The organism is Actinoplanes sp. NPDC051513 (genome assembly GCF_044454685.1).
Classification (GTDB): Bacteria; Actinomycetota; Actinomycetes; order Mycobacteriales; family Micromonosporaceae; genus Actinoplanes.
This window is the reverse complement of record NZ_JBITDW010000004.1, coordinates 76,767-98,509: the sequence shown is the minus strand read 5'-3', so window position 1 is coordinate 98,509 and position 21,743 is coordinate 76,767. Positions and strand designations below refer to the sequence as shown.

General features: G+C 70.7%; 22 protein-coding genes. 9 read left to right on the top strand and 13 right to left on the bottom strand.

Going from position 1 to position 21,743, the window contains the following annotated elements; translation table 11 throughout:
* Positions 1-179 precede the first annotated feature (179 nt).
* The 4 genes from ACIA5D_RS14885 to arc all read right to left on the bottom strand — a co-directional run bounded on the left by ACIA5D_RS14885 (position 180) and on the right by arc (position 5,219).
* Complete coding sequence (locus tag ACIA5D_RS14885; protein ID WP_396030448.1) at positions 180-395, bottom strand: ubiquitin-like protein Pup; 216 nt, start codon at positions 393-395, stop codon at positions 180-182.
* A 126-nt stretch (positions 396-521) separates the two neighbouring features.
* Positions 522-2,039 (bottom strand): depupylase/deamidase Dop, encoded by a 1,518-nt coding sequence (gene dop, locus ACIA5D_RS14880; protein WP_396030447.1) that lies wholly within the window; start codon positions 2,037-2,039, stop codon positions 522-524.
* A 44-nt stretch (positions 2,040-2,083) separates the two neighbouring features.
* Positions 2,084-3,376, bottom strand: a complete 1,293-nt coding sequence (locus ACIA5D_RS14875) for an acyltransferase family protein (RefSeq protein ID WP_396030446.1) — start codon at positions 3,374-3,376, stop codon at positions 2,084-2,086.
* Positions 3,377-3,437: 61 nt separating this feature from the next.
* Positions 3,438-5,219 (bottom strand): proteasome ATPase, encoded by a 1,782-nt coding sequence (gene arc, locus ACIA5D_RS14870; RefSeq protein WP_396030445.1) that lies wholly within the window; start codon positions 5,217-5,219, stop codon positions 3,438-3,440.
* A gap of 174 nt (positions 5,220-5,393) precedes the next feature.
* On the opposite strand from arc, the gene ACIA5D_RS14865 reads away from it, so the two are divergent.
* The gene (locus ACIA5D_RS14865; protein ID WP_396030444.1) at positions 5,394-5,687 is read left to right on the top strand and encodes a ferredoxin; all 294 of its coding nucleotides are present in this window, start codon (positions 5,394-5,396) and stop codon (positions 5,685-5,687) included.
* A gap of 91 nt (positions 5,688-5,778) precedes the next feature.
* Here the strand turns inward: ACIA5D_RS14865 and ACIA5D_RS14860 are convergent, their stop codons facing one another.
* The 3 genes from ACIA5D_RS14860 to ACIA5D_RS14850 form a co-directional block, all read right to left on the bottom strand.
* Positions 5,779-6,369: a hypothetical protein gene (locus ACIA5D_RS14860; RefSeq protein WP_396030443.1), complete on the bottom strand. Its 591-nt coding sequence runs from the start codon at positions 6,367-6,369 to the stop codon at positions 5,779-5,781.
* Between the two features lie 202 nt (positions 6,370-6,571).
* Positions 6,572-7,534: a tRNA (adenine-N1)-methyltransferase gene (locus ACIA5D_RS14855; protein WP_396030442.1), complete on the bottom strand. Its 963-nt coding sequence runs from the start codon at positions 7,532-7,534 to the stop codon at positions 6,572-6,574.
* Positions 7,535-7,557: 23 nt separating this feature from the next.
* Entirely contained in the window at positions 7,558-8,616 is a 1,059-nt protein-coding gene (locus tag ACIA5D_RS14850; RefSeq protein WP_396030999.1) for a site-2 protease family protein, read from the bottom strand.
* 168 nt (positions 8,617-8,784) lie between these two features.
* Between ACIA5D_RS14850 and ACIA5D_RS14845 the strand changes: the two genes are divergently transcribed.
* A complete protein-coding gene (locus ACIA5D_RS14845; RefSeq protein ID WP_396030441.1) occupies positions 8,785-9,789 on the top strand; it encodes a RecB family exonuclease in 1,005 nt (334 codons plus the stop codon).
* A 106-nt stretch (positions 9,790-9,895) separates the two neighbouring features.
* Complete coding sequence (locus ACIA5D_RS14840; RefSeq protein WP_396030998.1) at positions 9,896-10,552, top strand: LuxR C-terminal-related transcriptional regulator; 657 nt, start codon at positions 9,896-9,898, stop codon at positions 10,550-10,552.
* A gap of 524 nt (positions 10,553-11,076) precedes the next feature.
* Here ACIA5D_RS14840 and ACIA5D_RS14835 read toward each other — a convergent pair.
* Positions 11,077-11,892 carry a DUF4097 family beta strand repeat-containing protein gene (locus tag ACIA5D_RS14835; RefSeq protein WP_396030440.1) on the bottom strand — a complete coding sequence of 272 codons (816 nt, stop codon included), beginning with the start codon at positions 11,890-11,892 and terminating at the stop codon, positions 11,077-11,079.
* 11 nt (positions 11,893-11,903) lie between these two features.
* Entirely contained in the window at positions 11,904-12,404 is a 501-nt protein-coding gene (locus ACIA5D_RS14830) for a hypothetical protein (RefSeq protein ID WP_396030439.1), read from the bottom strand.
* A 203-nt stretch (positions 12,405-12,607) separates the two neighbouring features.
* On the opposite strand from ACIA5D_RS14830, the gene ACIA5D_RS14825 reads away from it, so the two are divergent.
* Both ACIA5D_RS14825 and ACIA5D_RS14820 read left to right on the top strand, forming a co-directional pair.
* Positions 12,608-13,345 (top strand): ABC transporter ATP-binding protein, encoded by a 738-nt coding sequence (locus ACIA5D_RS14825; protein ID WP_396030438.1) that lies wholly within the window; start codon positions 12,608-12,610, stop codon positions 13,343-13,345.
* Entirely contained in the window at positions 13,345-15,873 is a 2,529-nt protein-coding gene (locus tag ACIA5D_RS14820) for an ABC transporter permease (RefSeq protein ID WP_396030437.1), read from the top strand. The genes ACIA5D_RS14825 and ACIA5D_RS14820 overlap by 1 nt, the downstream gene beginning before the upstream one ends.
* Here the strand turns inward: ACIA5D_RS14820 and ACIA5D_RS14815 are convergent.
* Positions 15,842-16,504 carry an HAD family hydrolase gene (locus tag ACIA5D_RS14815; RefSeq protein ID WP_396030997.1) on the bottom strand — a complete coding sequence of 221 codons (663 nt, stop codon included), beginning with the start codon at positions 16,502-16,504 and terminating at the stop codon, positions 15,842-15,844. The two genes, ACIA5D_RS14820 and ACIA5D_RS14815, sit on opposite strands and share 32 nt — an antisense overlap.
* A 76-nt stretch (positions 16,505-16,580) precedes the next feature.
* Between ACIA5D_RS14815 and ACIA5D_RS14810 the strand changes: the two genes are divergently transcribed.
* Genes ACIA5D_RS14810 through ACIA5D_RS14800 form a run of 3 tightly spaced genes read left to right on the top strand, consistent with a single transcriptional unit; the run spans position 16,581 to position 19,158 of the window.
* Entirely contained in the window at positions 16,581-17,381 is an 801-nt protein-coding gene (locus ACIA5D_RS14810) for a phosphotransferase (RefSeq protein WP_396030436.1), read from the top strand.
* 56 nt (positions 17,382-17,437) lie between these two features.
* A complete protein-coding gene (locus tag ACIA5D_RS14805; protein WP_396030435.1) occupies positions 17,438-18,412 on the top strand; it encodes an aldo/keto reductase in 975 nt (324 codons plus the stop codon).
* Positions 18,413-18,417: 5 nt separating this feature from the next.
* Positions 18,418-19,158 (top strand): YqjF family protein, encoded by a 741-nt coding sequence (locus tag ACIA5D_RS14800; protein WP_396030434.1) that lies wholly within the window; start codon positions 18,418-18,420, stop codon positions 19,156-19,158.
* Positions 19,159-19,175: 17 nt separating this feature from the next.
* Here ACIA5D_RS14800 and ACIA5D_RS14795 read toward each other — a convergent pair whose 3' ends face one another.
* Both ACIA5D_RS14795 and ACIA5D_RS14790 read right to left on the bottom strand, forming a co-directional pair.
* Positions 19,176-19,877 (bottom strand): SDR family NAD(P)-dependent oxidoreductase, encoded by a 702-nt coding sequence (locus tag ACIA5D_RS14795; RefSeq protein WP_396030433.1) that lies wholly within the window; start codon positions 19,875-19,877, stop codon positions 19,176-19,178.
* Between the two features lie 88 nt (positions 19,878-19,965).
* Positions 19,966-20,517: a hypothetical protein gene (locus tag ACIA5D_RS14790; protein ID WP_396030432.1), complete on the bottom strand. Its 552-nt coding sequence runs from the start codon at positions 20,515-20,517 to the stop codon at positions 19,966-19,968.
* Positions 20,518-20,573: 56 nt separating this feature from the next.
* Between ACIA5D_RS14790 and ACIA5D_RS14785 the strand changes: the two genes are divergently transcribed.
* A complete protein-coding gene (locus ACIA5D_RS14785) occupies positions 20,574-21,041 on the top strand; it encodes a GNAT family N-acetyltransferase (protein ID WP_396030431.1) in 468 nt (155 codons plus the stop codon).
* 69 nt (positions 21,042-21,110) lie between these two features.
* Here the strand turns inward: ACIA5D_RS14785 and ACIA5D_RS14780 are convergent, their stop codons facing one another.
* Entirely contained in the window at positions 21,111-21,728 is a 618-nt protein-coding gene (locus tag ACIA5D_RS14780) for a phosphoribosyltransferase (RefSeq protein ID WP_396030430.1), read from the bottom strand.
* Positions 21,729-21,743: the final 15 nt, after the last annotated feature.

The following is a 21,743-nucleotide window of genomic DNA, read 5'->3' as shown; positions in this document are numbered from 1 at the left end:
CGGAACGCGGGCCGTCCACGCCGGCGCACGGCCAGGACAAGCCTGCCCGATACGGCGCACGACAGCCCGCACTTTCCTCGGCCTTGCCCGAATTGTCCGCATCTGATCAATCCGGGCAGACCCACGAATTCGGCTCAGGGCGAAACGCTCATGTCCGGTGAATAAACCGGGCAAAAGCCCTACTGGCCGCCCTTCTGCACATATCCACGAACGAACTCCTCGGCGTTCTCCTCCAGGACGGAGTCGATCTCGTCGAGCAGGTCGTCGACGTCCTCGGTGATCTCGGCGTGGCGCTCGGCCACCTCCGGGTTGGCCTCAACGGCGACGTCCTCGACCTCTTCAGAGCTGCGGCTCTTGCCGGACTGCGACTGACCGCCGGTGTCTCGGGTTGCCATCGGTGTCCCCTTTCAAGCCACCCGAAGTCGCACAACATCGGGTACGAAAAACCTACCTCGCCCCTGTGACAAAACGCCCTGCGGGACCGGGGCCCGGTTTGAGGAAATTTCAGTCTCAGGAAGCGCTCAGCGACTCGTGATGACCTCTAGCAGGTCCTTCGCGCTCTCGCACTTGTCGAACAGCGCCCCCACGTGCTTCTTCGTCCCGCGCTCCGGCTCCATCATCGGCACCCGGACGAGCGACTCCCGCCCCACGTCGAAGATCACCGAGTCCCAGCTCGCGGCGACCACTTCGGACGCGTACTGGGCCAGGCAGCGGCCCCGGAAGTAGGCCCGGGTGTCCTCCGGCGGCTCGTACATGGCCCGCTGGGTGTCTTCCGGGTCGAGCAGCGTCTTCATCGAGCCACGCGCCACCAGGCGGTGGTAGAGGCCCTTCTCGGGGCGCACGTCGGCGTACTGCAGGTCGACCAGTTGCAGCTTCGGCGACGACCAGGCCAGGTTCTCCCGCTCGCGGTAGCCGTCGAGCAGGCGCAGCTTGGCGACCCAGTCGAGGCTGTCGGAGCAGAGCATCGGGTCGCGGCCGAGCTTGTCGAGCACGTCTTCCCAGCGGTCGAGCACGTCGAGCGTCTGGTCGTCGGCGTCGTCGCCCTGCCGCTGCTCGACGAACGCGCGCGCCCGCTCGTAGTAGGCCCACTGCAGGTCGAGCGCGGTCAGGCGGCGGCCGTCGCGCAGCCGGATGAGGTGCTTGAGCTCCGGGTCGTGGCTGACCGACTTGAGCTCGCTGACCGGGTCGGCGATGCCGAGCTCGCCGGTGAACACCTTCTCCTCGATCATGGCCAGGACCAGCGAGGTCGTGCCCATCTTGAGGTAGGACGCGATCTCGGAGAGGTTCGCGTCGCCGATGATGACGTGCAGGCGGCGGTATTTGTCGGCGTCGGAGTGCGGCTCGTCGCGGGTGTTGATGATCGGGCGCTTGAGCGTGGTCTCGAGGCCGACCTCGACCTCGAAGAAGTCGGCGCGCGAGGAGAGCTGGAAGCCCGCGCCCGAGCCGTCCTGCCCGATACCGACGCGGCCCACGCCGGTGAACACCTGCCGGGTGACGAAGAACGGCGTGAGGTGGGCGACGATGTCGGCGAACGGGGTCTGCCGGCGCATCAGGTAGTTCTCGTGCGACCCGTACGAGGCGCCCTTGTTGTCGGTGTTGTTCTTGTACAGCTGGATGCGGTGGGCGCCCGGGATGGTGGCGGCCCGGCGGGAGGCCTCGGCCATGACGCGCTCGCCGGCCTTGTCCCACTTGACCACGTCGAGCGGGTTGGTGCACTCCGGGGTGCTGTACTCGGGGTGCGCGTGATCGACGTACAGCCGGGCGCCGTTGGTCAGTATCACGTTGGCCAGGCCCAGGTCTTCGTCGGCGAGCGCGTCGGCCGGGTCGTAGGCGGCGCCCGAGTAGGTGAACCCCCGCGCGTCGCGCAGCGGCGATTCCTCCTCGTAGTCCCAGCGGGCACGGCCACCCCGGTTGAGCTCGGGGCGCGCGCCGTAGGCGTTGACCACCTGCGACGAGGTGACCATCGGGTTGGCGCCGGGCTGCCCGGGCACCGAAATGCCGTACTCGACCTCGGTACCCATGATCCGTCGAACGCTCATGCCACCACCATCCCGCCGGCCACGCTGCTGCTCATGTATCGAGCCTAGACGCTCTGCCGCTGGTTCTCGCCTCTGCCCGTGCCCGGCGCGGCACGCAGGGTGGCGAGCGATCTCGCCGAAGCCGGGCGGGGCTCGAGCCGGGCGGCGATCTTCCGGCCGAGTCGCTGGCCGGGCATTTCCACCATCCGGTACGCGAGCCAGGCGGTGACCAGCGATGCGGCAACGTACGCGAGCCCGACGGCAACGCGGAACCTCCACCCGTGCGTCCCGAGATCTGGGACGACGTGCGGCAGCAGGAAGAGCACGATCACGTGCAGCAGATACAGAGAGTAACTGATCCGACCCAGCCACGTGAACATGAATGGCACGGTCCGGTTTCTCATGGCGTACGCCAAAAGGAACGTGACCGCGACCGCGCCGACGTTGGCCAGCCACAGCCACAGGGCCGCGCTCGTGCCCAGGTGTGTCCAATGCGCACCGACCACGCCCAGCGCGACCACCGTCAGGGCGAAGGCCGCCGCACGGCCGCCGATCTGCCCGTGCTGCCACCGGTAGACGACGGTCCCGGCGAACATCACCGCCAGCAGCAGAAGGCCCTGCCAGGAGGCGATGACGGTGTTCTCGCGGGCGTGGCCGTTCACCGCTGGCAGCAGGACCAGCGCGATGCCGGCCGCGCCGGCGGCGGGCACGAGCCGATCCGTCACGTACGCCAGGATGCTCAGCCCCACGACCAGCACGAGGATCGCCGCCGTGACCCGCCGCTGGGCGAACGTGGCGCCGAGCAAGTCGTCGGGCAGCGCCGCGCCGCCGATCAGCGCGACGAGCGTGAGCCCGGCGGCCCACCAGGCGCTGTGCCGGTGCAGCCGCCACACGAACAGGCCGGAGACGACCAGGTAGAACGTCATCTCGTAGGAGAGGGTCCAGAAGACCCGTACGGCGCCGTGCAGGCCCACGAGGTCGGACATCATCGTGACATGGGCCAGGGCGCTGGTCACCGTCTCGTCGCGCACGGAATCCTGCAGCCTGGTCAGGCCGGCCGCGGCCACCAGCAGCGCGAGCGCGATCGCGACGAGATAGGCCGGATAGATCCGGAAGAGGCGGCCGACCCAGAACCGGCGCAGGCTGCCGTGCCGCTCCAGCGACATCGGGATGACGTACCCGCTGACCAGGAAGAACAGCAGCACGCCGTACTTGCCGAAGTCGATGTGGCGATAGATCGCGAGATGCCGTTCGTTGCCGATCACCTGGGGGCTGAGGTGGAAGCAGACAACGACCAGGGCGGCGAAGCCGCGCAGTGCGTCCAGCCAGGCCAGGCGTACGGGAGCGGGGCTTGTCACGTCTGGTGCAACGACGACGCGGGCGGAGGAGTGATCCCCCGCCCGCGTTTCTGGCCGATCCTCACAAATACTGCCCCGTGTTGGTCGCCGTCTCGATGGAGCGGCCGGCCTCGGCGCCCTTGCCGCCGGAGACGAGCGTGCGGATGTAGACGATCCGCTCGCCCTTCTTGCCGGAGATGCGGGCCCAGTCGTCGGGGTTGGTGGTGTTGGGGAGGTCTTCGTTCTCGCGGAACTCGTCGACGCAGCTGTCGAGCAGGTGCTGCAGGCGCAGCCCTTTCTTGCCGGAGGTGAGGAACTCCTTGATCGCCATCTTCTTGCCGCGGTCCACGATGTTCTGGATCATGGCGCCGGAGTTGAAGTCCTTGAAGTACAGGACCTCCTTGTCACCGTTGGCGTAGGTGACCTCCAGGAAGCGGTTCTCCTCGGACTCGGTGTACATCCGCAGGACGACGGCCTCGATCATCGCGGCCACCGTGACGTCGCGGTCGTTGCCGTGCTCGACCAGGTCGTCGGTCGACAGCGGCAGGCCCGCCAGGATGTACTTGCCGAAGATGTCCTTGGCCGCCTCGGCGTCCGGCCGCTCGATCTTGATCTTCACGTCGAGCCGGCCGGGGCGCAGGATCGCCGGGTCGATCATGTCTTCCCGGTTCGATGCGCCGATGACGATCACGTTCTCCAGGCCCTCGACGCCGTCGATCTCGCTGAGCAGCTGGGGAACGATCGTGTTCTCCACGTCGGAGGAGACACCCGAGCCACGGGTCCGGAAGATCGAGTCCATCTCGTCGAAGAACACGATCACCGGGGTGCCCTCGCCGGCCTTCTCACGAGCCCGCTGGAAGACCAGGCGGATGTGCCGCTCGGTCTCGCCCACGTACTTGTTGAGCAGTTCCGGGCCCTTGATGTTGAGGAAGTAGCTGGTGTGCTTCTCCTCGCCACGCCGCTCGGCGATCTTCTTCGCCAGCGAGTTGGCCACCGCCTTGGCGATCAGGGTCTTGCCACAGCCGGGCGGGCCGTAGAGCAGGATGCCCTTCGGCGGGCGCAGCTGGTGCTCCCGGAACAGGTCGGCGTGCAGGAACGGCAGCTCCACCGCGTCGCGGATCTGCTCGATCTGCGAGTGCAGGCCACCGATGTCGGTGTAGTCGACGTCGGGGACCTCCTCGAGGACGAGCTCCTCGACCTCGCTCTTGGGGATCCGCTCGTACGCGTACGCCGAGCGCGGCTCGATCATCAGCGAGTCGCCCGCGCGCAGCTTGGTCGTGTCGAGCGAGTCGGCCAGGAAGACGATGCGCTCCTCGTCGGCGTGCGAGACGACCAGCGCCCGGTCGCCCGGAGCGCCGTCTTCGCCGGCCAGCACCTCCTTGAGGCTGACCACCTCGCCCGAGCGCTCGAAGCCGAACGCGTCGACCACGTTGAGCGCGTCGTTGAGCAGGACCTCCTGGCCCCGCTGCAGCTCTTCCACCTCGAGCGACGGCGAGACCGCCACCCTCAGCTTGCGGCCGCCGGTGAAGACATCGACGGTGCCGTCCTCGTGTACGGACAGGAAAACGCCGTAGCCGCTGGGCGGCTGGGCGAGCCGGTCAATCTCTTCCTTGAGAGTGACGATCTGGGCCCGGGCTTCCTTCAAGGTCGCCACAAGCCGGTCGTTGTTCTCGGTCACTCGGGCCAGCTGCGCCTGCGTTGCCGCAAGCCGTTCCTCGAGCTGCCGGACGTGTCGTGGGCTTTCGGTCAGCTTTCGCCGAACCAGCGCCAGTTCCTCTTGCAGGAACGCGACCTGGCTGGAGAGATCGTTGGCCTCTTTCTCCCAACGTGCGGCGCGTGAATCCGCCTCGTCGCTACGTGCCACGTCCCACCTCCCCGGGGGCTCGAACGTCTTGCGATAACACTAGCTGCTGCGGACCGGATTTCGACCCATGCAACACCCTCGTCACCGAGTCTTGATCCATTCGGCCAGTGGGCGCAAGTTGGTTGTCGGAGGCATCCGGTACCGTCGGCTGGGGTCATTTCTGGGAGGTTGTGGGTGACGGCGCAGACCGGTACGGACGAGTTGCGGGTCTGGATCGATCAGGACCTCTGCACCGGCGACGGGCTCTGCGTCCAGTACGCGCCCGAGGTCTTCGAGTTCGACATCGACGGCCTCGCGTACGTCAAGGATCCCGCCGGTGAGCTGCTGCAATCTCCCGGCGCGCGCACCGGTGTGCCGCAACGGCTGCGGCTCGAGGTGATCGACGCGGCCAAGGAGTGCCCCGGCGACTGCATCCACGTGCTGCGGTCGGCCGACGGCGTCGAGGTCGCCGGTCCCGACGCCGGCTGACAAACCCCTTACTGGGTACGCCTTTTCCACGCTGCAACCGTTGCCACAGTGCCGAAAATCGCGGAAAACGTCACATCCCCGAAACAGAGGTTTACAGTGTGGGCCGCCCCACGAGGGAGGCCACGACGCGGCTGAACTCCTCGAGCCGGGCGATTTGTCCCAGTCCGCCGTCGTCCAGGGTCTTCCCGAAGCGCAGCGCGTCGTGCCGCAGCGCCGGGCGGCCCTCGCCCTCCTCGAGCCCGGGCGGCGGCATCGCGTCGTCGATCGAGCTGAGCAGCAGGTAGACGTCGATGCTGTCGACCCGGGCCTGGCCGGTGGAGGTGCGGGTCAGCCGGCGGCGGCAGCCCACCTCGGTCACCGTCGAGAGCGGCACCACCCGCAGCGACGAGGTCATCGAGCCGACCGGGCCGTCGCCGGGCGCCACATCTTCACCGTGCCACAGCACGAGGCGGCTGCCGTCGCAGATGACGACCTCCTGCCACACGCCGTTCACCTCGTTCACGAAGCGCTCGAGGGTGAAGCAGAGCACTGACGCGCCGCGGAGCACGCCGAACAGCGCGTCCAGCGCCACCTCGGGGTCGCGCAGGTAGGCCCGGGCGGCGGAGTCGAGATCTTGATACGGCGACCAGTCAGGGAAGACCGCCGGCATCTCGTTGCTGCCGCCGAACGGCGGAGAACTCATCGCGCCCACCCGATCCTCCCGTCCGAACGCCTGCCCCACAGGAAGCTACCCGACCGGACCGGCCGTAGTCACATCGCTCGGCCGGGTAACGATCGTCGATCCCGTTCGTCCGTTTCCGCCGTGTTTGGCCGCACCGCACGTGACCTGCGCCGCACCGCCCCGCGGCCGCCGCCTACTCCGTCACGCCCTGCTCCACCGCCGCCTACTCCGTCGCGCCCTGCTCCGCCGCACCCTGCTCCGCGGCCGTCTCGCCGGCCACCTGCTCCACATCCACCCCGGCGGCGTTCAGCGCGGCCTGGGCGGCACGCTTCAACGCGTACGCCTCGGCGCCCTTGCTGGGCTTGCGCCGCCGCGGCGGCGCCGTGACGCCCGGCGCGAGCTTGCGGGCCGAGACCAGGAAAGCGGTGTGGGCGATCATCCGGTGGTCGGGGCGCACGGCCAGGCCCTCGGCGTGCCAGTCGCGGACCAGCGACTCCCAGGCGCGCGGCTCGGTCCAGCCGCCGCGCTCGCGCAGGGCCTCGACGAGCTCGGAGAGCTGCGGCGTGGTCGCCACGTAGCCGATGAACACGCCACCGGGCACCAGCGAGCGCTCGACCATGTCGAGCGCCTCCCACGGGGTCAGCATGTCCAGCACGATCCGGTCGAAGCCGGTCTCCCGATTCGCGGCCACGTCGCCCACGTGCAGGGTCCAGGCCTTCTGCGGGCCGCCGAGGAAGTTCTCGACGTTCTTGCGCGCGATCGCGGCGAAGTCTTCGCGCAACTCGTACGAGTGAAGCTCGCCGTGCTCCCCCACCGCCCGCAGCAGCGAGCAGGTCAGCGCGCCCGACCCGACGCCGGCCTCCAGGACCTTGGCCCCCGGGAAGATGTCGCCCATCGCGACGATCTGCGCGGCGTCCTTCGGGTAGATCACCTGGGCGCCGCGCGGCATGGAGAGCACGTAGTCGCTCAGCAGCGGGCGCAGGGCCAGATAGGCGGTGCCGCCGGCGGAGGTCACCACGCTGCCCTCGGGCAGGCCGATCAGGTCGTCGTGCTCCAGGGCGCCCCGGTGCGTGTGGTACGACTTGCCGTGCTCGAGCACGATCGTGTGCATCCGGCCCTTGGGGTCGGTGAGCTGGACGCGGTCGCCCGGCTGGAAGGAACGGTCGGGAGCGAACGAACTGGTCACTGGCTTCTCTCTGTAGCTTCGGTCTACGGCCGGCGCGGCCGGCGCGGCTCCAGCACCTCGGCGACATCGCCGACGCGGAGCACGCCCACCACATCCTCGCCCGAGGTGACCACGTACTGCCCGGCCGGGTGGGCCTGCAGCGCGCGGACCACCTGCTCCCCGGTGAGCCCGAGCGGCAGCGCGGGCACCGCGTCGCGCGACCGGGACACGGAGTCGACGGCCACCCACGGGCGACGGTCGACCGGGACGCGCTCGGCGGCCACCGGATCGACCAGTGCGGTGAGATTACCGGCCGAGTCCGACACGGCCAGCACCACGTTGGGCCGCGGGTCCTCGGAGCGGCGCCGCTGTGCCTCGCCGAGCGGCGTGCCGGCCGGCACGGTCAGCAGCGGCCGGGCCAGCCGGGCCAGGTCGACCAGCGGGAAACGGCGGGTCATCCGGGCCAGCCGGATCGACTGCCCGGCGCCCTGCCACAGCGTGAAGACGACCATCAGCACGAAGAGCAGCCCGAACAGCGTCAGCGTCTGCAGCCGGTACAGCCACAACGCGATGATCATGCACACGAACGCGAGGATCCGCCCCGACCAGGCCGCCGCCTCGGTCGCCGTGTTCCGGTCCTTGAGCAACGCCCACAGGCCCGCCCGCAGCGCCCGGCCGCCGTCGAGCGGCAGACCCGGCAGCACGTTGAAGACCGCCACCAGAACGTTGCTGAGCGCCAGCTGGAACGCGATCTGCTCGGTGACGGTGCGGTCGGGCAGCGCGAACGTCAGCGCCGTGGCCAGGCCGCCGAGCACCATCGAGACCGCCGGCCCGGCCAGGCTGACCAGCGCGTCGACCCGCGGGCTCGGGGCGTCGCGGTCCATCTCGGTCCAGCCGCCCAGCAGCTCGAGGGTGATGCCGCGCACGCCGATGCCGAACCGGCGCGCGGTCAGCGCGTGACCGAGCTCGTGCAGCAGCACCGAGCCGAGCAGGCACGCCACGAAGCCGAGGCCGACGAAGTACCCCCACGGCTCGCGAAGGTTGAGCTCGGCGCGGGCGTAGCCCCCGTAGACGGCGGTGACCAGCGCCGCGAGCACGAGCATCGACGCGTTCACGTAGACCGGGATGCCCAGCACGTGGCCGACCGGCCGACCCGGCCGGCCGGCGCGTCTGGGCTGGGGCGTGCTCTGCTCCACGCCGAGAATGCTACGGACTCGCGGTCGCGGGGCCGTCACGCGTTTTCGTCGTACCCCTGCCCTAGCCTTTCTGACATGACGGCACAGACGGTCTCGTCCCTCCCCACCACCGGCCCCTCGCTGTCGCCGTCGAGGGCGGCCGACTTCAAGACCTGCCCGCTGCTGTTCCGCTTCCGCACCATCGACAAGATCCCCGAGCTGCCGACGGCCGACCAGATGCGCGGCACCCTGGTGCACGCGGTGCTGGAGCGGTTGTTCGACCTGCCGGCCGCCGAGCGCACCCCGGCGGCCGCGGCCGCGTTGGTCGCCCCCGCGTGGGAATCGCTGCTCGAGGCCGAGCCCACCCTGGCCGGCCTCTTCACCGACGCCGGCACCCCCTCGCCCACCCCCGCGCCACGCCTCGACCCCGCCACCCCCGCGCAGCGGATCGACCCGGCCGTGCTGGCGGCCGAGGCCGACGCCGCGGGCCAGCCGGCGCTGATCGGCCTCCCCGCGCCCGGCGAGGCCGCCCGCCTAGCCGCGTTTCTGGGCAGCGCCACCGCCCTGCTCGACGGTTATTTCGCCGTAGAAGACCCGCAGCGCCTCGAGCCCGCCGAACGCGAGGCCCTGATCTCCACCCTGGTCGACGACACCCTGCTGATCCGCGGCTACATCGACCGCCTCGACGTCTCCCCCGCCGGCGACCTGCGGGTGGTCGACTACAAGACCGGCGGCGCCCCGCGCGAGGCTTTCGAGGGCCGTGCCCTGTTCCAGCTGAAGTTCTACGCCCTGGTTCTGTGGCGCACCCGCGGCGTCGTCCCGCGGGTCCTGAGGTTGCTGTATCTGAAGGACGCCGAGATCTGCGACTACAGCCCCGACGCCGAAGAGCTGGAACGTTTCGAGCGCACCCTCGTGGCGCTGTCCGAGGCGATCGAGCGCGCCAAGCGCGATCAAGACTTCCGCCCCAAGCCGAGCCGCCTGTGCGGTTGGTGCAGCCACCAGGCGCTGTGCCCCGAGTTCGGCGGCACCCCGCCCCCGTTCCCCACCGAGGAGCCGGTGACCATCGACCTAACCCCCGCCGACGACGATCGCCTAGGGTGACGCCCAAGGCGCAGCCGAGCGCGACGGGCTGAGGGGGCGGGGACGCACGGTGAGCGAGACGACGGCCGCGAGGCCGCTGCGCGTGCTGCTGGCCGACCCCGCGCCGATGCACCGCTCCGGCCTGCGGATCGTGCTGGCCGCGACCGCTCCGCGGACCCCTCACGACGGCGCCGGGCCCGAGATCGTCGTGGCCGGCGAGACCGGGGACGGCGCCGAGGCGGTGGAACTCGCGCGGCGGCTGCTGCCCGACGTGCTGATCGCCGAGGTCGCGCTGCCGCGGCTGGACGGTGTGGCGGTCGCCCGGGCGGTGACCTCGACCGGCCTGCCGGTGCGGGTGCTGATCCTCACCGACCACGACGGCGACGAACTGGTGCTGGGCGCGATCGCGGCCGGCGCGGCGGGCTTCCTGCGCAAGGACGCGCCGCCCGCCGAGGTCGTCACCGCCATCCGCGCGGTGGCCACCGGCGGCGCCGTCATCACCCCGGCCGTGCTGGCGCGCATCCTCACCCGGGTGGCCGAAGCGCTGCCCGCCCCCGAGACCACGACGACGTCCAAGCTGGACGCGCTCACCGATCGCGAGCGTGAGGTCCTCGTCCACGTGGCCCGCGGTCACTCCAACGCCGAGATAGCCGAGGCCCTGCAGGTCAGCGAGACCACGATCAAGACTCACGTGGGCCACGTCCTGACCAAGCTCCGCCTCCGCGACCGCACCCAGGCGGTGGTCCTCGCCTACGAGACCGGCCTGGTCAAACCCGGCGCCTGAACAGGGACAGCCGCGGCCCCGGCTACCCGCAGCAATTCATCATCGGTGAGTTAGCGCGCGCTGCTCGCAGCAACTCATCAACGCACGCCAACCGCCACGCCGCCGCCGCGCAATCATGATGGGTTCGGGTCAAGTGCGCGCGACAACTCATCAGCGCTTCGCGGCGCGCCCACGGCACGCACCGCCGGACGGCACGCAGCGCCGGACGGCACGCAGCGCCGGACGGCACGCAGCGCCCGGACGGCACGCACCGCCGGACGGCACGCACCGCCGGACGGCACGCACCGCCGGACGGCACGCAGCTCTGGGTGGCACGCGAGAGCCGACGCCGCGGGCAAGCCGAGAGCCCGGCGAACTCGCCGGGCTCTCGGGTCACTTGCTCTTCGGGTTGGGGGTCGGGCCGCGGCTCCGGGGCCAGTCGGGCGGGGTGAAACGGTCGGCGCGTGGCCGTCCGTGGGCGCCCCGCAGGCGGCGGCGAACGGCGGAGGCCGAGGACTCGAGGCTGAAACGGTCGCCGGGGAGCATCAGGCGGCTGCCTTTCGGTGAGGGGCGGAAGCCCGGTGGATGCGGACGTCGCCGCTGACGGCGCGGATGCGCAGCTCGAGCGCGACCTGCTCCTCCGCCGGCGGGACGTCGCCCTGGGAGGCCAGGTCGGTGATCGAGCGGCCGGACACCGTGCTCACGTCCATCCAGACGGCCGAGCCGGGGGCTACGCCCACCGTGATGTCGCCCGAGGCCGTACGGATGTTGGCTTTGCCCTGCCGCAGCGAGCCGATCTCGATGTCGCCGCTCGCAGTCGATGCCCGGGCCGAGCCGCCGACCGCGCCGGTGCGGATGTCGCCGCTCGCGGTGTCGAAGTTGACGTCGCCGGTGACGTCACCGACGCGTACGTCGCCGGAGGCCGACTTGGCCCGTAGCGAGCCACCGACCCGGCCCACCGAGAGGTTGCCGCTCGCGGCGTCCAGCGAGACGTCGCCGATGGCCTCCGCCACCTCGACGTCGGCCGAGGCCACGTCGAACCGGACGTCGGAGAGGACGCCGGTGGCGTGCACGTCGGCCGAGGCGGTCTTGCCCACCACCGCGCTGCCCAGCGGCACCCGCGCGGTGATCCGGAGTTTCGGTGAGCGGCGCCACGTCCAGGATTCGGCGCCGGGCACCGAGATCAGCAGCGTGTCGTCCTCGAGCTCGACGCGCGTGTTCTGGGCGGCCTCGTGGCCGTTGGCGGTCATCGGCTGGACGTCGACCTGGATGGACGGGCGCTCCTCGGCCACGATGTCGACGGCGCCGCCGAGGGCGCGCACGACGACGGTGACGGGCGTGGAGCGGTCGAACTCGTACATGAGGGGTCTCCTTATGCCTGGAAGTAGCCCTTGAGGGACTTACTGGGACGGCCGCGCGACGGCGGCGGGGAAAAAGGGGGAGGAACGCTGATCGCCGCGGTCACCGCGCGGACCAGCCACGCGTTGACGGAGATGCCCTCGGCCGCGGCGATCTGCTCGACGTGGGTCTTGAGCGCCTCGGGCATGCGCAGGGTGAGCCGGGTGAGATCGCCGCCGGCGTCGACCGGCGTGGCCATGCCCGGCGCCGGCCCGTCGGCGGGTGGCGCGGGATTGACCTGGCTGACCACCAGGTCGGCCTCGCGGCCGCGCAGCCGCACCTCGACGGTGGCGTCGGAGAGCCGGGTGGTGATCTCGGCGGCCGCGTCGGAGAGCGCCTCGAGCAGCGCCAGCCGGGCCGACGACTCCAGCGAGTGGCCGAGCAGCTCGGCGGCCCGGGTGGTCTCCGGTCCGCCGGGCGCGGCGGCCGCGGCCAGGTCGGCCCGGAGGGTCTCGAGGTACGGCGTCAGGTCCATGTCACCACTATGACGTCATTAGTGACGTCAGTCAAGCGTCACTGTGACATCTCAGGGTCGTCCCTGAGACGTCCTAGGGTGCTCCCCGTACCCGAATCTCCGCGTTGCCCTCCGCCCACGGGCGGACGTGCCGGGGCGAGAAGGCCGAAACACTGGTCCCTGCCGGCCGGGCACGAGCCCGGCCGGACCAATGAGGGGGAGAAATGATCGAGCCGGTGGCGGCGCGCGCCGACGAGGTATGGAAGGTCTACGGCACGGGCGACGCTCGCGTGGTGGCGCTGCGGGGCGTCAGCGCGAGCTTCGCCCGCGGCAGATTCACGGCGATCATGGGCCCGTCCGGCAGCGGCAAGTCGACGCTCATGCATTGCCTGGCCGGTCTCGACACGGTCAGCCGCGGCACTGTGCACATCGGGGGGACACAGGTTTCCGGGCTGAACGACAAGGCATTGACCCGGCTGCGCCGCGACCGGGTCGGGTTCATCTTCCAGCAGTTCAACCTGCTGCCGACGCTGACCGCCGCCGAGAACATCCGGCTGCCGCTGGACATCGCCGGCAAGAAGCCCGACCCGCAGTGGTGGGACACGGTCATCAAGACCGTCGGCCTGGAGGACCGGCTGAGCCACCGGCCGAGCCAGCTCTCCGGCGGCCAGCAGCAGCGGGTGGCGTGCGCGCGGGCGCTCGTGGCCCGCCCCGACGTCGTCTTCGCGGACGAGCCGACCGGCAACCTCGACTCGAAGTCGGGCGCCGAGGTGCTGTCGTTCCTGCGCTCCAGTGTGCGCGAGCACGGACAGACCATCGTCATGGTCACGCACGACCCGGTGGCGGCCAGCTACACCGACCGGGTGATCTTCCTGGCCGACGGCGAGATCGTGCAGGAGCTCGACAACCCGACGCCGGAGACCGTGCTCGAGGCCATGAAGATCGGGGAGGTGCTGGTCTGATGCTGCGCGCGACGCTGAAGAGCCTGCTCGGCCGCAAGCTGCGGCTGGTGCTCTCCGGGCTGGCCGTGGTGCTCGGCGTGATGTTCGTGGCGGGCGCGTTCGTGGTGACCGACACGCTGGGGCGCTCCTTCGACCGGGTGTTCGCGGCGGCGTACGCGACCACCGATGTCGGCGTCACCGCCAAGCCGAAGATCGCCGTCTCCGAGATGGAGGGCGAGCAGGTCGACACCCCGCTGAAGGCGGCAATAGTCGACGATGTCCGAAATATTCCAGGCGTCGAAACCGCGACCGGCATGGTGACTGCGGACGGCGCCCGGGTCATCGGCTCGGACGGCAAGGTGATCACCAGCTACGGCCCGCCCCGGCTCGGCAGCAACTGGCTGGGCGAGGACGACCAGGTCAAGCTCCGCGAGGGCCGCGGCCCCACCGGGGACGACGAGATCGCGGTCAACGCCGCGGTGGCCAAGGCCGGCAATCTGAAGGTCGGCGACAAGGTGGGCGTGCTCACCCTCGAGCCGAAGAAGACGTTCACGCTGGTCGGCATCTGGGGCTACCCCGGCAACAAGGACTCGATCGGCGGCGCCCAGGAGGTCGCGTTCACCACGCCGGTCGCGCAGGAGCTGATGCTCGGCCAGACCGGCGTCTACTCGATGATCAACGTGCAGACCGCCGGCGGGTCGACCGACGAGCAGGTACGCGACCGGATCGCCGCCAAGCTCGGCGCCGGCTACGACGTCAAGACCGGCAAGCAGCTGGCCGACGACAGCGCCGCCTCGATGAAGGAGGCGCTCGCCTTCTTCAACAAGATCCTGCTGGGCTTCGCGGGCGTCGCCCTGTTCGTCGGCGTGTTCCTGATCCTCAACACGTTCTCGATCATCGTGGCCCAGCGGACCCGGGAGCTCGCGATGATGCGGGCGCTCGGCGCGAGCCGCCGCCAGGTGATCGGCTCGGTGCTCCTCGAGGCCGTGGTGATCGGCCTGGTCGCGGCGGGCATCGGCCTCGCGGCCGGCGTCGGCGTCGGCGCGGGTCTGGGGTACCTGTTCAGCACGATGGCCGACGGCCTGGAGCTGGCCCCGGTCGGCGTGCCGCTGGCGGCGGTGCTCAGCTCGCTGATCGTCGGCGTGGTGGTCACCGTGGTGGCGGCGGTGCTGCCGGCGCTGCGGGCGTCGCGGATCCCGCCGGTCGCGGCCATGCAGGACGTGGCCACGCCCGACCGGCCGCTCACCAAGGTCAGCGTCACCGGCGCGGTCGTGGGCGCGGCCGGCGCGACGATGCTGGGCATCGGCCTGTACGCGACGAGCTCGCTGTGGCTGATCCTCGGCGGGGTGCTGGTCACCTTCATCGGGGTCGCACTGCTCACGCCGCTGATCTCCCGGCCGGTCGTGGCCCTGCTGGGCCGGTTGTTCTCCTGGTCGGTGCCCGGCCGGCTGGGCCGGCTCAATTCGGGCCGCAATCCACGCCGCACGGCCATCACGGCGGCCGCGCTGATGGTCGGCATCGCGCTGGTCACCGGCGTCACCGTGGTCATGAACTCGGCGAAGACCAGCCTGGCCGCACAGGTCGAGGACACGGTCAAGGCCGAGATCGTGATCGGCGCCGACCAGAACGGCCCGCGGCCGCCGACGTTCGACCAGAGCGTCCTCGACAAGGCCCGCGAGACGCCGGGCGTACGCTCGGCGGCCGGCCTGTGGCAGGACCAGGCGCAGATCGACGGCAAGCTCGACTACGTGTCGGCCACCGACGACCTGTCCAAGCTCACCGACGCATACGGCTCGGCACCGCTCGCGGCCCTCAAAACCGACCAGATGGTGCTGAGCACCCAGAAGGCCGACGAGCGCGGGTGGAAGGTCGGCAGTGTGCTGACCATCCAGCTGGCCCGCGGCGACCCCCACCGGTACACGGTGGTCGCCACGTACGACGAGATGGCCCTGCCCGCGACGTATCTGCTGCCCGCCGCCGCCACCAAGGACTTCGGCATCCCGCAGCCGATCTTCGGCTTCGTCCGGCTGACCGCCGGCACGACCGTGGCCCAGGTGCTGCCACAGATGAAGGCTCTGGTCGCGGACAGTCCCGAGGTGTCGGCCACCGACCGCACCACGTTCGTGCAGGCCCAGCTCGCCACCTTCGACACCGTGATCACCATGGTGCAGGTGCTGCTGGCGCTGGCGATCCTCATCGCGGTGCTCGGCGTGGTCAACACCCTGGCGCTGTCGGTGCTGGAGCGGACGCGTGAGCTCGGTCTGCTACGGGCGGTCGGGCTCAGCCGCGGTCAGACGATGCGGATGGTGACGGTCGAGGCCGTGGTCATCTCGGTCTTCGGCGCGCTGCTGGGCGTGGTGGTCGGCTCCGGCCTGGGCGCCGCGGTGGTACGGGCGCTCAACGACGAAGGCATCGACCAGATCGTCCTGCCGTGGGACCGGATGGGCATCTACCTGGTGCTGGCGGCCCTGGTCGGTGTGCTGGCCGCGGTGCTGCCGTCGATCAAGGCGGCCCGGCTCAATGTGCTTCAGGCAATAGCTCATGACTGACCAGCAACGACGCTAGATACGCGGGGTCCACGCCGACGAGCGATCGCCGGAGGTGGACCCCGTCGGTCGGTGGCAGCTCCAGCTCGGCCGGCACGGCCAGGACGACCGCCCCCGACGCGAGCGCGCTGGCCACGCCGGTCGGCGAGTCCTCGATCGCGACGCACCTCTCGATCGGCACGCCGAGCAGCTTCGCGGCCGTGCGGTAGGGCTCGGGGTCGGGCTTGGGCATGCTGACCTCGTCGCCGCAGACCACGACGTCGAAGTTCTCCCGGCCCAGCGTGTCGAGGGCGGCCTCGACGAGCAGCCGGCCGGTCGAGGTGACCAGCGCGGTGGGCAGGCCGGCGATCTTGACCGCGCGCACCAGCTCGGCCGCGCCCGGGCGCCACACCAGGCCCTCGCGGAACAGGTCGAACACCCGGGTGGTCAGCCACGTGACGTCGGGTTCCTCGGGGCGGTCGGGCTGGCCGAGATCTTCCCGGAAGATCCGCATGCTGGTGGCCATGCTCCCGCCGACCATCGCCTGACGCGCCTGCTCGGAGAGGGTGCCGCCGGCCCGGGCCGCGAGCTCGTGCAGGGCGATGCCCCACACCTTTTCGCTGTCCACCAGCGTGCCGTCCATGTCGAAGAGCACCGCGGCGGGTCGTTGTGAGTTCATCACCGCCAATTCTCCCCGGCCGGGACGGTCTTTCGGGCGGCGTGTGACGCAAGTGGCAGAGTTGTCGACCGTGCAGCCGCCGGAATCCGTGTTCGACGGGGTCGTCGTGCCCGCCGCCGTGGAAACCGTCGCGCGTGGCCGCCCGCTTCGGCCGGTGTGGCAGAACGCACTCGGTGGTCTCACCTACGAGATATCCGACGTCAATGCTCGATTTTTCGTGAAATTCGCCCCGAGCGACAGCGGCCTGCCCCTCCGCCAGGAAGCCGAGCGCCTCGCCTGGGCATCCGAGTACACCCCCGTCCCGAGGGTCGTCGGCACCGGCGAGGACGAGTCCGGCTTCTGGATGATCAGCGAGGCCCTCCCGGGACGATCAGCCGTCGACGCCATCTGGCGTAAAAATCCCGAAAAAGCGGTTAAAGCTATCGCGTACGGCCTCCGTCAGCTCCACGAAGCTCTGCCCGTCGACGGCTGCCCCTTCGACTGGGGCGTCGAGCACCGGCTGGCGATCAGCCCGCGGGACCTCTCCGAGGCGGACGAGATCCACCGGGACATCCCGATCGACGTGGCCTGGGCGCGCGCCACCGATCCCCCGCCGGTGGACAGGCTCGTGGTCTGCCACGGTGACGCCTGCTCCCCCAACACCCTGCTCGACGACGACGGCGAGTGGTCCGGCCACGTCGACATGGCCGCCCTCGGCACGGCCGACCGCTGGGCCGACCTGGCCGTCGCCTCGTGGGCCCTGAACTGGAACTACGGCGACGGCTGGGAGCCGCTGTTCTTCGCCACCTACGGCATCGAGTCCGACCCTGGCCGGATCGCCTACTACCGCCTCCTCTGGGACCTCGGCCCGTAACCGTCATCACACGCCGTAACCGGGCGAGTCGCCCACGGCGGGCGTAGCTTCGGCCCATGAAGCACATCTCGCTGGCCGGGCTCGAGGTCTCCCGCCTCGGCCTCGGATGCATGGGCATGTCCGCGTTCTACACCGGCCGCAACACCGACGACGCGGAATCCATCCGCACCCTGCACCGCGCCCTCGACCTGGGCGTCACCTTCTTCGACACGGCCGAGGTCTACGGTCCGTACACGAACGAGGAGCTCGTCGGCCGTGCCCTGGCCGGCCGCTGGGACCGGGTCGTCATCGCCACCAAGTTCGGCCTGCTCTCGCACCGCGGCGGCGACGGCGGCCGGCAGCTCGACAGCCACCCCGACAACATCCGCGCCGCCGTCGAGGGCTCGCTCAAGCGCCTCGGCACCGACCACATCGACCTGTACTACCAGCACCGGGTCGACCCGAAGGTCCCGATCGAGGAGACCGTGGGCGCGCTCGCCGACCTCGTCGAGCAGGGCAAGATCCGCCACATCGGCCTGTCCGAGGCGTCGCCCGGGACGATCCGCCGCGCCCACGCCGTGCACCCGGTGACAGCGCTGCAGTCGGAGTACTCGCTGTGGACCCGCGACCCCGAGGCCGCGGTGCTGCCGACGCTGCGCGAGCTCGGCGTCGGCTTCGTGCCGTACTCGCCGCTCGGCCGAGGCTTCCTCACCGGCGCGATCCGCGACACGTCGGCGCTCGCGGCCGACGACTTCCGGCTGAGCACGCCGCGCTTCGCCGGCGGCAACTTCCAGCAGAACCTGCACATCGTCGACGAAGTCGAGGCGGTGGCGAAGGAGGCCGGCGCCACGCCCGCGCAGGTAGCGCTGGCCTGGGTGCTCGCCCAGGGCGACGACATCGCCCCGATCCCCGGCACCAAACGCGTCTCCCGCCTCGAGGAGAACGTGGCCGCCGACGCCCTCGAGCTCACCCCGGCGCAGCTCGGCCGCCTCACCGCGATCGCGCCGCCCGCCGGCGACCGCTACGCGAACATGTCCGAGATCGGGCGCTGACCGTCGTGACCCCCGAGGAGGTCGTGCCGGAGGAGGTCGCGCACACCACCACGCGCCCGGTGCGCCGCTCGCTGCTGGTGCAGCGCTGGACCGACCTGACCTTCCTGCACTGGCCGGTCGACCCGGCGCTGGTCGCCCCGCTGCTGCCCGCCGGCTGCCGGCCCGACCTCCTCGACGGCCTCACCTATGTCGGCCTGATCGCCTTCCGCATGGAGGGCGTCGGCTTCTTCCGTGGCCCCGGCGTGCCGTATCTCGGCGATTTCTGCGAGACCAACGTGCGCCTCTACAGCGTCGACCCCGACGGCCACCGCGCCGTCGTCTTCCTCTCGCTCGACGCCGAGCGCCTGATCCCGGTCCTCACCGCGCGCGCCTGGTTGCACCTGCCCTACATGTGGTCCCGCATGCGCATGACCCGGCAGCGCGACGTGCTCACCTACACGTCAAGGCGCCGCTGGCCCGGCCCGCGCGGCGCCGCTTCATCGCTTTCCGTGCGCGTGGTCGACGCCATTCCCGAGCCCACGCCGCTGGAGCATTTCCTCACCGCCCGCTGGGGCCTGCACACCCGTTCCTGGGGCCGCACCGTCCATCTCCCCAATGACCATCCTCAATGGCCACTGCACCGGGCGGAGCTCCTTTCCCTCGACGACGAATTGGTGTCCGCCGCCGGTCTGCCAAACCCTTCCGGGCCGCCGGTCAGCGTCCTCTACTCCCCCGGCGTCCCGGTCGTTTTCGGAAAACCTCTTTAGCCGTACGGGTGCCGCGCTTACACCAGCAGGCCGCCGGTGGCGCGGATGTTCTGGCCGGTGATCCACCCGGCCTCGGGAGACACCAGGAACTCGACCACCGCCGCCACGTCGTCCGGGCGGCCGAGTCGCTGCAGCGCCGTCATCGCGGCCGTCTGCGCCAGCGCCTCGGGCGGGTTCGCGCCGCGCAGCATGTCGGTCTCGGTGGCGCCGGGCGACACCGTGTTCACCGTGATCCCCCGCCCGCCCAGCTCTCGCGCCGCCACGGCCGTGACCTGCTCCAATGCCGCCTTGGACGCGCAGTAGAGCGCCAGCCCCGGCGCCGGCAGCACCGTGTTCAGCGTGGAGATGTTGACGATCCGCCCGCCGTCGCGCAGCAGCGGGATCGCCCGCCCGACGGCCAGCAACGGGAACGTGAAGTTGACCGTCATGGCCCGCTCGACCTCGTCCGCGGTCAGCTCGGCGATCATGCCCTTGTCGGCGCTCGCCGCGTTGTTGACGAGGATGTCGAGCCCGTCACCGACCCGCTCGAAGATCGCTCCCAGATTCCCCAGGTCGGCCTGATCGGCGCGCACCGCCTCGGCACCCTCGGGCGCCTCCCCCGGGTCGTTGACGTAGGTGTAGACCACCCGCGCCCCCGCCGTCGCGAGCCGGCGCACGATCGCCCGCCCGATCCCCCGGGATCCCCCGGTGACCACCGCCGTCTTCCCGTTGACCGTCATGCCCCCACGTTAAGTGACGTGGCCGGTCCACACGCGACAGAGATGAGTCCGGGACGAGGGGATCGCGATGCGGCTCTCGTTCTTCGGGTCAGACCTTGGTGGGCAGGCGGCGGTGCAGCTCGGCCAGCAGGACCTTCGGGCCGGGCGACATCAGGCCCACGTCGACCAGGTAGGAGACCTCGCCCGCTCGGCGGCGCATGCGGGGCCGCCGGCCGGGACCGTCGCCGATCGTGGCGAAGTCGTCGGCCACCGGGGTCACCACCAGCTCGGTGAAGGGGCCCCAGTGGCGCAGGGCGACGGTGGCCACGCCCGCCCACGGGAGGTGGACGGGTTTGCGGCCGGTGGCGGCGAAGTCGAGGCCGTGCATCGAGCTGTGCAGCCAGCCCAGGCGGCGCCAGGCCAGCAGCAGGATCGCGGCGGCCAGGACCACGGGGAATATCAGGGCCAACTCGAGGTAGGTGACCAGCTCGCCGGCGGACAGCGAGCCGCCGATGGCCAGGCGGAACAGGATCTGCAGGGCCAGGCCGGTCACCCAGACGGCGGCTATCACCCACAGCATCGTCACGTAGACCATGGCCCGGGGCTGGAAGAACGTCACGGTGTCGTCGGCCGGTCCGAGGACTTGGTCGATGTGCGCCACCGTTGCATTATGCGGGTTATCCGGCTCTTTGATGTCGTGACCGGAATTATGACGCTATGACCGGGGAGCGGGTGGTGCGGCTGATGGGGGCCGGCGATCCGCTGTTCACCGGGGCCGCGGGGCTGTTCGACGAGTACCGGCAGTACTACGGGGCGAACCCCGCGCCCGAGGCCGTGACCACCTGGCTGACCGAGCTGGTGCTGTCGGGCCGGGCGCGGATCTACGTGGCCGGAGCGGGCGGGGACTCGGCGGAAACGCTGGGGATCTGCTCGGTGGCGGTGGCGCCGGCCGCGCTGACGTTGCGGACGCTGTGGCTGATCCGGGATCTGTACGTGACGCCGGGCGCTCGGCGGCGGGGCGTGGGGCGGGCGCTGCTCGCGGTGGTGGCGGAGGAGGCGCGGGCGGCGGGGGCGCATCGGTTGTCGCTGCGGACCGAGACGTCGAACACACGGGCCATCGACCTGTATGCGAAGAACGGCTTCGAGGTGCTCACCGACGTGGCGGTGATGGAGAAGCTGCTCTGAGGGCGACCAGCGCGCCCGCATGGCGGGCCACCGCCCTGCGGGCGATCGGGCCGCAGGCGCGCGACGGCCTCATGGAGCAGCGAGGCCGTCGCCTGCGGCGGGGACGGTCGCGACTGCGGTCGGTGACGGCGTCAGCCCCGTACCCCATGATGGTTTCAAGATTGCCGCGCAGCGCAGGTTTCGGTATCTGCCCTGGTGGTCGAGGCCGTAACCGACGATCAGGCCCGGCCCGACATCGAAGCCGATGTGTGTGGGAGTGTCGGCGAAGCGGGCCGTGTCGGGCTTGCGGAGCAGGGCGCAGACCGAGATCGACGCGGGGTTGCGCTGGGCGAGGTTGCTGATCAGCCAGCTCATGGTGAGGCCGGTGTCGATGACGCCGTCGACGATGACCACGTGGCGGCCGGTGATGTCGACGTCGAGGTCCTTGAGCAGGCGCACGGAGCCGGAAGCGCGGTTGCGGGTGCTGTACGACTTGATCGCCATCCAGCCGATCTCGACCTGGGCGGGATAGGCGCGGGCGAGGTCGACCGTGAAGGTGGCGGCGCCGCCGAGGACGCCCACGAAGACGGGGACGCTGCCGGCAAGGTCGCGGTGCAGCTCGTCGGCGAGGGCGGCGACCCGGGCCAGGATCTGCTCCTCGGTGAGGATCACCGCTTCGAGATCGTCCGCCACGTGGCTGGCGTCCACGTCGTGCCCCCTCTG